Source organism: Spirillospora sp. NPDC046719, assembly GCF_040645715.1.
Lineage (GTDB): Bacteria > Actinomycetota > Actinomycetes > Streptosporangiales > Streptosporangiaceae > Spirillospora.
Genome location: NZ_JBEYYT010000366.1, coordinates 1 through 9,763, shown reverse-complemented (window position 1 = coordinate 9,763; position 9,763 = coordinate 1). Strand labels below are relative to the sequence as shown.

Annotated in this window: 11 protein-coding genes; 1 reads left to right on the top strand and 10 read right to left on the bottom strand. The window is 71.9% G+C overall.

All coding sequences use genetic code 11. From position 1 onward, the window contains the following. From ABZ914_RS39205 to ABZ914_RS39190, 4 genes are all read right to left on the bottom strand, one after another. Positions 1-216, bottom strand: a 216-nt coding sequence (locus ABZ914_RS39205; RefSeq protein WP_500199571.1) for an anti-sigma factor family protein, incomplete at its 3' end; no start/stop codon positions are given. After that, on the bottom strand, positions 213-743 hold the full coding sequence (locus tag ABZ914_RS39200; protein WP_500199573.1) for a sigma-70 family RNA polymerase sigma factor: 531 nt from the start codon (positions 741-743) through the stop codon (positions 213-215). The genes ABZ914_RS39205 and ABZ914_RS39200, both read right to left, overlap by 4 nt. A 31-nt stretch (positions 744-774) precedes the next feature. After that, positions 775-1,479 carry an LmeA family phospholipid-binding protein gene (locus tag ABZ914_RS39195; RefSeq protein ID WP_500199569.1) on the bottom strand — a complete coding sequence of 235 codons (705 nt, stop codon included), beginning with the start codon at positions 1,477-1,479 and terminating at the stop codon, positions 775-777. A gap of 138 nt (positions 1,480-1,617) precedes the next feature. Then, on the bottom strand, positions 1,618-1,878 hold the full coding sequence (locus ABZ914_RS39190; RefSeq protein ID WP_190856795.1) for a MoaD/ThiS family protein: 261 nt from the start codon (positions 1,876-1,878) through the stop codon (positions 1,618-1,620). A 211-nt stretch (positions 1,879-2,089) separates the two neighbouring features. On the opposite strand from ABZ914_RS39190, the gene ABZ914_RS39185 reads away from it, so the two are divergent. Then, positions 2,090-2,806: a winged helix-turn-helix transcriptional regulator gene (locus ABZ914_RS39185; RefSeq protein ID WP_500199567.1), complete on the top strand. Its 717-nt coding sequence runs from the start codon at positions 2,090-2,092 to the stop codon at positions 2,804-2,806. A 41-nt stretch (positions 2,807-2,847) separates the two neighbouring features. On the opposite strand, the gene ABZ914_RS39180 is transcribed toward ABZ914_RS39185, so the two are convergent. From ABZ914_RS39180 to pstC, 6 genes are read right to left on the bottom strand one after another with little or no spacing between them, the layout of a single operon-like run. Beyond that, a complete protein-coding gene (locus tag ABZ914_RS39180; RefSeq protein ID WP_500199565.1) occupies positions 2,848-4,527 on the bottom strand; it encodes a phospholipase C in 1,680 nt (559 codons plus the stop codon). A 48-nt stretch (positions 4,528-4,575) separates the two neighbouring features. Beyond that, positions 4,576-5,868: an iron uptake transporter deferrochelatase/peroxidase subunit gene (gene efeB / locus ABZ914_RS39175; protein WP_500199564.1), complete on the bottom strand. Its 1,293-nt coding sequence runs from the start codon at positions 5,866-5,868 to the stop codon at positions 4,576-4,578. Continuing rightward, complete coding sequence (locus ABZ914_RS39170) at positions 5,865-7,040, bottom strand: EfeM/EfeO family lipoprotein (RefSeq protein WP_500199562.1); 1,176 nt, start codon at positions 7,038-7,040, stop codon at positions 5,865-5,867. The genes efeB and ABZ914_RS39170 overlap by 4 nt, the downstream gene beginning before the upstream one ends. A 9-nt stretch (positions 7,041-7,049) precedes the next feature. Next, a complete protein-coding gene (gene pstB, locus ABZ914_RS39165) occupies positions 7,050-7,826 on the bottom strand; it encodes a phosphate ABC transporter ATP-binding protein PstB (RefSeq protein WP_151539321.1) in 777 nt (258 codons plus the stop codon). Between the two features lie 22 nt (positions 7,827-7,848). Further along, positions 7,849-8,748 carry a phosphate ABC transporter permease PstA gene (pstA, locus tag ABZ914_RS39160; RefSeq protein WP_500199560.1) on the bottom strand — a complete coding sequence of 300 codons (900 nt, stop codon included), beginning with the start codon at positions 8,746-8,748 and terminating at the stop codon, positions 7,849-7,851. Next, the gene (gene pstC, locus ABZ914_RS39155) at positions 8,745-9,662 is read right to left on the bottom strand and encodes a phosphate ABC transporter permease subunit PstC (protein WP_190856905.1); all 918 of its coding nucleotides are present in this window, start codon (positions 9,660-9,662) and stop codon (positions 8,745-8,747) included. Before pstC ends, pstA begins: the two co-directional genes overlap by 4 nt. Positions 9,663-9,763 lie beyond the last annotated feature (101 nt).

Here is a 9,763-nt window from a genome sequence, read left to right as displayed (position 1 = left end):
GGGGGGCGGCCCCGCGGCCCCCGGCCCGGCCACCTGCTCCAGCTGCGCCTCCTCGACCCGGCCGAGCAGCGCCGGCAGCCCGGCCAGCCCGGCCAGCTCGTCCCGGCACGCCGGGCAGCCCTCCAGGTGCGCGTCGACCCGCCCCCGCTCGGCCGGGTCGATCGCGCCGACCACGTACACGCCGAGCGCGGTGCGCACGTCCGCGCATTCGTTCATGGCGCCAACCCCCGCTCCTCCAATGCGAGTTTGAGCGCCCGCAGCGCGTAATAGGTGCGGGACTTCACGGTGCCGGCCGGGATGCCGAGCGCCTGGGCGGCCTCGGCGACCGACCGGCCGCGGTAGTAGGTCTCCACGAGCACGGCCCGGTGCGACGGGGTCAGCTCGGCGAGCGCCTCGGCGACCGTCCAGGACTCCAGCGCCCGGTCGATGTCGTCCGAGCCCGGCAGCGTCGCCATCACCTGCTCGTCGATGCCCGTCTCCGGGGGCCGCGCCCGTTTCGCCCGGTGCGCGTCCACCACGAGGTTGCGCGCGACGGTGAACAGCCAGGGGCGGACCGGACGGCCCGCCAGCGCGTCCGGATGCCGCCAGGCGCGCAGCAGCGTCTCCTGCACGACGTCCTCCGCCTGGAGCCGGTCCCCGCCGGTCAGCCGCAGGACGTAGCCCAGGAGGGGACCGCCGTGCTCGCTGTACAGGGCGCGCAGCAAACCCTCATCCGCGGTGGGACCCACACCCCTGTCACGGATGCGGGCGCGTCCCGGTTCACGGGGGCCGCGGCTATTTCTGCTGCTGCTGAAGATCGTTCAGGTTGACGTTGTGGGCGGTCGCCGTGACCTTCAGGCCGCCGGCGGTCGGCTCGATGCCGCTGATCCGCGCCCCGATGGGCAGGTCCCTGACCGGGACGACCCAGGTCAGCTGCTGCCGGACGAGCGTCAGCGGCATCTGCGCGGCGCCCTCGCCCACCGACTCCGGCGTGATCGCGATGCCCTTGGAGGTCGGCTTCACCGAGACGACCGCGGTGCCGTTCACCGGGAACCCGAGGACGCTGCCGGTCAGGTCCACCGAGAGGTCGCTCCCCTTGGGGCCGATGCTCTTGACCTCCTTCGGCGCCTCCTTCTTGATCACGTCATAGGGGATGATCGCGGAGGCGGCGGCGGTGTCGGCCGTCATGTTCGTGGTGTCGCCGTTGATCACGTCGGACAGGGGCGCGTTGAGGCCCCGCATGTCCACCGTCACGTCGGAGACGGTGACGCCCTGCTCGGTCCAGTCGCCGATGTCGACGGTGATGTGGTCGTACTCGCCGCCGACCACCTGTGTCAGGAACGGGATGCCGTGGATCGTGACATCGGGCTGCCGCGGCAGGTTGTACTGCGCCGCGACCTGCTGCCCGATCCGGTTCTGCGCGATCCGGACCCCGACCCGGTCGGCGACGACCAGGCCCACGGCGACCACGATCAGCAACCCCAGCAGTGCTTTGCGCATCTCTCTCCCTCGAGCGGCGGCATGCGCGATCGCCACACCTTATTGCCCGGAACGCCCCGGTCGAGTCGCACTGCGGGATGAGTTCGCCCGGCGCCCGGATCAGTCCGTGAGATCAGTTCCGGCGCCGGAGCCGCGGGATCAGCCGCCCGCGAAGGGCGGCAGCACCTCCACCACGCCGCCCTCCGGCAGCTCCACCGACCCGTGCGGCCGGCCGCCCACCGGGTCCCCGTCGATCAGGAACGAGCTGCGGCCGACGACGCGCGCGAAGTCCGCGCCGCGCCCGTCGCGGGCCAGCGCGGCCTCGATCGCCTCCGCCAGCGTCCCGGCGTCGTAAGGCTCCTCGTGCGTCCCCGCCGCCGCCTTGGCCGCGGCCCAGTACCGCATCGTCCCTCTGGCCACGCTCCCACGATCTCATGGCTTCCCGGTATGCGGCCATTGCCTCTGTCCAGGGCTCGGATATGCTCAGGACGAGGGATCCGGGCGACGAGGCCATGGAGTTCATCCGCATGACCCTTCATGGTCACCTCGTCTTCGAGCCGCCGACCGTGGCCGGGCTTGAGGATGAGCCGCCTGGGTCCTACGTCTTTTTAGGGGACGAGGAGGCGGGCCCTTGAGCAGCTTGCTCTTGTTGACCAACGCGCTGGAGCCGTCCGACGAGGTCCTGCCCGCGCTCGGGCTGCTGCTGCACTCGGTGCGGGTCGCGCCGGCCGAGGCGTCCGCGCTGATCGACGCGCCGCCCGCCGACGTCGTCCTGGTGGACGCGCGGCGCGAGCTGGTGCAGGCCAAGAGCCTGTGCCGGCTGCTGCGCACCACCGGACTGGACTGCCCGCTGCTCGGCATCGTGACCGAGGGCGGTCTCGCCGCGCTCAGCTCCGAGTGGGGGCTGGACGACATGCTGCTGCAGACCGCCGGGCCCGCCGAGGTCGAGGCGCGGCTGCGGCTCGCGGTCGGCCGGGCCGCGGCGGTCGCCGACGCCGAGGAGGTGCCCGGCGAGATCCGCAGCGGCGAGCTGACCATCGACGAGGCCACCTACACGGCGCGGCTGCGCGGCCGGATCCTGGACCTCACGTTCAAGGAGTTCGAGCTGCTCAAGTACCTCGCGCAGCACCCCGGCCGGGTCTTCACCCGCGCCCAGCTGCTGCAGGAGGTGTGGGGCTACGACTACTTCGGAGGCACCCGGACCGTGGACGTCCACGTCCGGCGGCTGCGCGCCAAGCTCGGCGCCGAGTACGAGTCGCTGATCGGCACCGTCCGCAACGTCGGCTACCGCTTCGTCCCCGATCATCGTCCCGGCGACGCCGAAGACAGAACCCCCGCCAAAGCGTGAGCCCTGGCGGGGGTTCTTCGTTCAGCGCCCGCTGACGGGGGTCAGGGGGTCGCCCCCCTGGACACGACCGCGCCGGTGTCGGGGTCGAGGATGACCTGCTCGGCCTTGGGGCGGCGGAAGTCGAACATGCCCTCGATGCCGCCCGCGCGGGCGTCGAAGGAGGCGTCGCCGATCCGGCCGGTGCCCCAGTTGTCCTCGATGAAGCGCAGCACCGACGCCTGCTCCACCGGGCGGTGGTCGACGTGGTTGACCTTGGCGTACGGGGAGACGACCAGCATCGGCAGGCGCTGGCTCGGGCCGCAGCGGTCCTGGTAGCCGCCCATGGCCTTGACGCTCGCGCACAGGGGCTGGTCGGTCGCGGCGTCGGCCGAGCCGTTGGTGACGCGCGGTGCGACGTGGTCGTACCAGCCGTCGGAGTCGTCGTAGGCGAGGACGACGGCGGTGGACTTCCACTCCGGCGACCGCTGCAGCTTGTTGATCGTGCTGGTGACGAACCTCTGCTCGTCGATCGGGTCGGAGTAGCCGGCGTGGCCGTCCTGGTACGAGGGCGCCTTGAGGAAGCTGACGGCCGGCAGGTTGCGGGCGCCGAGCGCGGCGTCGAAGTCCGTCAGGTCGTACTGGTGGTTGGCCTGGTCGGTGCGGCCGATGGCCTGGACGGACGACGGCGGCAGGTGCTTCTCGTTCGCCGTGGACTTGTAGTACTGGAACGGCTCGTGGTGCGGGCTGTAGTCGACGACCTGGTTGTGGCCGATGTTGGCGTGGGCGGCGCCGCAGACGGCGTAGCCGTTCGCCTTGCCGGTGGGCCGGAACCCGCCCTGGAACCAGCCCCAGGTGACCTTCTTGGCGTTGAGCAGGTCGCCGATGTTCTTGCCGGTCATGACGGCGAGGGCGTTGGCCGAGGTGTGGTTGTTGCCGGAGCAGTCGTCGAACGCCGGGTCCGGGTCGTTGATCATGGTGCCGACGCCGTCCGCGTCCCGGGACTGGACGGTGTAGGCGTCGGTGACCTTCTCGTGGGTCTTCGGGTCGACCGCGTAGACGCCGTGGGTCTGCCCGGAGATCAGGTTGATGGCGCCGGGGGTGGACGGCCCGAACGTCCCGTCCCACGAGTTGTCGCTCATGGCGTAGTTCTGGGCGTAGTTCCACATGCCGGTGACGGTGTTGCCGTCGTAGTAGTCCATGACGAGGCCCGGCTCGCCGAACAGGATGGGCTGCCCGGTGCACTTGTCCTTGCCGGTGAACTCGACGAACTTGTCCATCTCGCCGCCGTTGACGGCCTTCTGCTCCGAGGCGTAGCCGTGGTCCTGGTCGCAGGTGAGGGCCTGGGACGGGGCCAGCCGCTTCGGGTCGTACTGGTTCGGGTTGTCCTTCAGGAGCTTCTCGGTGAGGCCGTTGACCTTCGGGGTGTGCTTGGCGGGGTGGAACGGCGTCCCGTCGGTGTTGGCGGCGTGCGGGTAGGTGCCGAAGTAGTGGTCGAAGGAGATGTTCTCCCCGTAGATCACCACGACGTGCTCGATCGGTGTCCGCGGGGGCGCGCCCGGCCCGTGGCCGGTGGCGCCGTCCCGCGCCGCGATCCCGGTGGGCGCGCCGGACGTTCCGCAGGCGGCGGCGAGGCCGGCCAGCCCCGCCGTGACGGCGGCTGCGGCGATCAGCGCGGGCCGGCGGCGGGCGCCCCGGCGGTGTCCTGTTCCGGCCGGTTCTCTCGGACCTGGTGTCTCCCGCATGTCTTGTCTCCTCCTCTGGTGCGAGGGGCCCGCAGGCGCGCCGCGCGCCTACCCGAGCAACCCCCGGCCGAGATGATCTACCCGATTCCGGACGCCGGGAAGAACGAAGAAGTAACCGCCGCCGAACGGTGATATGTAGTCGGTGAGGGGTTCGCCGGCGAGGCGCTCCTGGACGGCCTCGAACTGGCGGTGCGGATCCTGCTGGAAGCAGCCGAAGACGAGGCCCATGTCGAGGTTCCCGGCGCCGTCGACGCCCCGGTCGTAGTTGCAGGACCGGCGCAGGATCCGGCTTGCCTCGGTGTCCGGGACGCGCGGGTTGGCGCGGCGGATGTGGCTGGTCAGCGGGATGACCTTGCCGACGGGGTCGGCGGCGTAGCGGGGCGCGTCGGTCTCGTGGACGCCGTCGAGGGGCGCGCCGGTGTCGCGGCTGCGGCCGAACATCTGCTCCTGCTCGGGCAGCCCGACCCGGTCCCAGAACTCGACCAGCATCCGGATCAGCCGGATGACCTGGTACGTCCCGCCGGACGTCCAGGGCGGCTCGTCGGCGGCCGCCCACACGAGCCGGTTCATCGCGGCGGCGTCGGTGACGTCGGGGTTGGCGATGCCGTCCTTGAAGCCCATCAGGTTGCGGGGCGCGCCGGACGGCCGGGGCCGGCTGGAGAACCCGTTGATCCGCCAGCGGACCTGCATGCCGCCGCGGGTGTGGCGGCAGATGTCGCGGAGCGCGTGCAGGACGGTGTCCTCGTCGGCGGCGCCGAGGGTGAGGGAGAGGTCGCCGTGGCACCAGGCGGGGTCGAGGTCGTCGTCGGGGAACGTCCGCATCCGGGTGAGCCGCTTCGGGCGCCGGGACGCGAGCCCGAACCGGTCGTCGAACAGGGACGCGCCGACGCCGGCGGTGACGGTGAGGCCGCCGCCGGGTGCGTCCGGGCCGAGGATGCCGGAGTCGGGCGGCGGCGCGCTGATGCCCGGCTCGGCCGGGACGCCGCCGCCGGTCAGGACGCGCGCCCGGTCGGTCAGCGCGCGCATCAGGTCGGTGAGCTCGGCCCTGCTCTCGGCGATCACGTCGAACGCGGCGACGATGGAGCGGGCCTGCGGCTCCTCGACGATCCCGGCCTGGTGGACGCCGTGGAACGGCGCCGCCGCCGGGGACGGGCTCTCCGGGTCCTTCGCGTAAGCCGGGTCCTTCGCGTCCGCCGGGGTCTTCGCGGCGGCGGCGCTTCCGGTCGTGACCGCTCCCGCGACGCCCGCGGCGAGCGCGCCGCGCAGGAACGAGCGGCGGCCGGGCCCGCTCCCGGTGTCCTCCGGACCTGTGCTCACGACGTCCTCCGGACCGGCGTTCATGACGTCCTCCGGACGGCGGCGACGGTCGCGACGGACGCGAGCCGCTCGACGAGGTCACCGACGGCGCCGTTGACGCGCTCGCGGTCGGCGGTGCTCAGCTCGTCCAGCGGCGTCCATCTCCCGTGCCGGTGCTGCGCCTCCAGCAGCCCGGACACGCGGTCGAGGCCGGCGTCGATGCCGCCGAGGTCCATCCGGGACTTCAGCACGGGGCGCAGCGGGTCGAGGACCGCGCGGGTCCCGTCGAGGTTCGCCGACGCGGTCGCGAGGGCCGTCCCGCTGCCCTGGTCGCCCTTGCCGGCCAGCTCGAACCGCACCGTGTTCTCGAGGATCTCGTGCGCCCGCAGCCCGAGGTCGGAGGGGTCGATCTGCTCGCGCGGGAAGTCGGCGACCAGCGCCCGAACGTCGGCGGCGAGCCGGTCCGCCGGTCTCCGCAGCGACGCCGCGGACTCCCCGTGCCACAGCCCGTGCTCGATGCGCCGGAAGCCGGTGAAGCCCGGGTCGCGGACGCCGTCCGGCAGTCCCGCCGGGCGTCCGTTGATCTTGTCGGCGTAGTCGCCGAAGGTGCCGTACGCGGCGCCGAGCCGCTCGTAGGCCAGGTGCGCGGGCAGCCATTTCGCGCGCGCCGCGTCCAGGTCGCCGGAGCGGACGGCGTCGCGCAGCTCGTCCACCCGGTCGCGCAGGACGCCGAGCCCCTTCGTCACGTACGCGCGGTAGGAGCGCAGCGCGGGGAACAGGTCGTTCTGCGTGACGGGACGCACCGCCGGGCCGCCCGCGGAGCCGGTCACGGTCACCTTCGGCCCGGTGACCGGGTGGCCGCCGTCCGGGAAGCACCAGAACGCGTAGGTCCCGCCGCCGACCGTCACCCGCAGCGCCCGCGTCGTCCCCGGCCCGACCCCTTCCAGCTCGGCGTAGACCGCCCCGCTGGACGGGTCGATGAGGTCGACCTCCGTCGCGGCGCTGTCGGCGTTGTGCACCATCAGCGTCTGCGTGCCCGCGCGCGGATCGTTCCAGCCCCGGCCGCAGTGCGCCCGGTCGGCCTGCACCACCGGCGCGGCCCGGTGGCCGCCCCCGCCGCCGCAGCCCGCGAGACCGGCCGCCGCCACGGCCGTGAGCAGCGGGAACGCGGGCGTCCTTAACAGGTGCGCCCGCGGGCGCGCGCGGTCTCGGTCCACCGCGGCAGGTTAGCCGAAGCGGCCGGTGATGTAATCCTCCGTGCCCTTCTGCTCGGGGTTCGTGAAGATCTTGCTGGTGTCGTCGATCTCGATGAGCTTCCCGGGCTTGCCGGTGCCGGCGATGTTGAAGAACGCCGTCCGGTCGCTGACGCGGGCGGCCTGCTGCATGTTGTGCGTGACGATGACGATCGTGTACTGGCTCTTCAGCTTGCCGATCAGGTCCTCGATCGCGAGCGTGGAGATCGGGTCGAGCGCCGAGCACGGCTCGTCCATCAGCAGCACCTGCGGCTGGACGGCGATCGCGCGGGCGATGCACAGCCGCTGCTGCTGGCCGCCGGACAGGCCCGCGCCGGGCTTGCCGAGCCGGTCCTTGACCTCGTTCCAGAGGTTCGCGCCGCGCAGCGACTCCTCGACGATCTCGTCGAGGCGGCGCTTGCCGCGCACCCCGTTCAGCTTCAGCCCGGCCGCGACGTTGTCGTAGATCGACATGGTCGGGAACGGGTTGGGCCGCTGGAACACCATGCCGACGACGCGGCGGACCGCGACCGGGTCGACCGACGAGGCGTACAGGTCCTCGTCGTCCAGCATCACCTTGCCCTCGACGCGCGCCCCCGGGATCACCTCGTGCATCCGGTTCAGGGTGCGCAGAAACGTGGACTTGCCGCAGCCCGACGGGCCGATGAACGCCGTCACCGAGCGCGGCTCGATCGTCATCGAGATGTCCTCGATGGCGTGGGTGCCGCCGTAGTAGGCGTGCAGCCCGGAGACTTCGATCCGCTTGGCCATTGTGGGGTTCTCTCCTATCGGGCTATCGGGACGACGGCTTGCGCAGCCACGCGACGAGGCGGGCCGCCAGGTTGAGCAGCATGATGAGCAGGATCAGCACCAGCGCGCCCGCCCAGGCGCGGTCCACCGCGTTGGTGTTGGGGTCGGTGGACTGGTCCCAGATGAAGGTGGGCAGCGAGCCCTGCGCGCCGCTGAACGGGTCGGTGTTGATCGCCTTCGTGATGAAGATCGTCAGCAGCAGCGGGGCGGTCTCGCCCATCACGCGCGCGACGGCGAGCATGACGCCGGACACGATGCCGGGCAGCGCGGTCGGCAGCACCACGAACATGATCGTGCGCCAGCGCGGCACGCCGAGCGCGTACGCGGCCTCCTTGAGGTCGGCGGGGACGAGCTTGAGCATCTCCTCGGTCGCGCGGACGACGGTCGGCAGCATCAGGATCGTCAGCGACAGCGCGCCCGCGAAGCCGGAGAAGTCCATGCCGAGCGCGAGCAGCCAGAACGCCAGGACGAACAGGCCCGACACGATCGACGGGATGCCGGTCATGACGTCGACGAAGAAGCTGATGGTGCGGCCGAGGCGCCCGTTGCGGGCGTACTCCACCAGGTAGATCGCGGTGAGCACGCCCAGCGGGACGGAGATCAGCGCGGTCAGCCCGACCTGCTCCAGCGTGCCGATGATCGCGTGGTAGGCGCCGCCGCCGGCGTCCTTGCTGGCCAGGCCGTTCATGGAGTGGGTGAGGAACACGCCGTCGAACCGCTTGGCGCCGTTGGAGACCACCGTCCACAGCACGGACACCAGCGGGATGACCGCCAGCAGGAACGCCGCGTAGACGAACACCCGCGCGGCGCGGTCCTTGGCCTTGCGGCCCGCCGAGACCGAGGCCAGCGTCGAGGTCGGCTTGGTTCCGGAGAGGGAGGTCACGAGAACTCCTTGCGGCGGGCCACGACCGCGCGGGCGCCCACGTTGACGATCAGGGTGATGACGAACAGGACGAGACCGGACGCGATGAGCGCGCTGCGCCCCGCCGGCCCGGACATCGCGAAGGTGTTCGCGATGTTCGCCGCGAACGTGTTGCCGCCGTCCTTGAGGATGTGCCAGTCGATCCCGGACGTGGTGGACAGCACCATCGCGACCGCGATCGTCTCGCCGAGGGCGCGGCCGAGGCCGAGCATCGCCGCCGACACCATCCCGGACCGGCCGAACGGCAGCACCGACATCCGGATCATCTCCCAGCGGGTCGCGCCGAGCGCCAGCGCCGCCTCCACGTGCGCGTGCGGGACCTGCACGAACACCTCGCGGGTGATCGCGGAGATGATCGGCAGGATCATGATGGCGAGCACGATGGACGCGGTGAGGATCGTCCGGCCGCCGGTCTCGTTCCCGCCGAACAGCGGGATCCAGCCGAAGTAGGTGTTGAGGAACTCCGACACCCCGGTCATCTTCGTGACCAGGAAGTTCAGCCCCCACAGGCCGTAGACGATGCTCGGCACCGCGGCGAGCAGGTCGACCAGGTAGGCCATCGCGCCGGCGAGCCGGCGGGGCGCGTAGTAGGTGATGAACAGCGCGATGCCGACCGCCACGGGCACCGAGATGACCAGGGCGAGGACCGAGGTCATCAGCGTGCCGAAGACGAGCTGGGCGATGCCGAACTTCGCGGGGGTCCCGTCGGGGTTCCACTCCTGCGAGGTGATGAAGTTCGCCTTGTCGTCCTGGAGCGCCGGGATCGCCTTCCACACCAGGAAGACGGCGATCGCCGCCATGATCGCCAGGATCACCAGGCCGGAGCCGCGGCTCAGCCCGGCGAAGATCCGGTCCCCGGCGCGGCCGGTGCTCATCGAGAGCGCGGGCCGGGGACGCTCCGCCGCCTTGGCCAGGGCGGCGGGTGTGTCGCTCGTCACGGTGTCTCCCTCCTCGCGGCCCGCGTCCGGGCCGCTGA

What these genes read in the sequence shown, in the direction of transcription:
- efeB (WP_500199564.1), bottom strand. Translation starts at nt 5,868, where the DNA reads ATGAACGCCGGTCCGGAGGACGTCGTGAGCACAGGTCCGGAGGACACC.
- ABZ914_RS39195 (WP_500199569.1), bottom strand. Translation starts at nt 1,479, where the DNA reads ATGCGCAAAGCACTGCTGGGGTTGCTGATCGTGGTCGCCGTGGGCCTG.
- ABZ914_RS39180 (WP_500199565.1), bottom strand. Translation starts at nt 4,527, where the DNA reads ATGCGGGAGACACCAGGTCCGAGAGAACCGGCCGGAACAGGACACCGC.
- pstB (WP_151539321.1), bottom strand. Translation starts at nt 7,826, where the DNA reads ATGGCCAAGCGGATCGAAGTCTCCGGGCTGCACGCCTACTACGGCGGC.
- pstC (WP_190856905.1), bottom strand. Translation starts at nt 9,662, where the DNA reads ATGAGCACCGGCCGCGCCGGGGACCGGATCTTCGCCGGGCTGAGCCGC.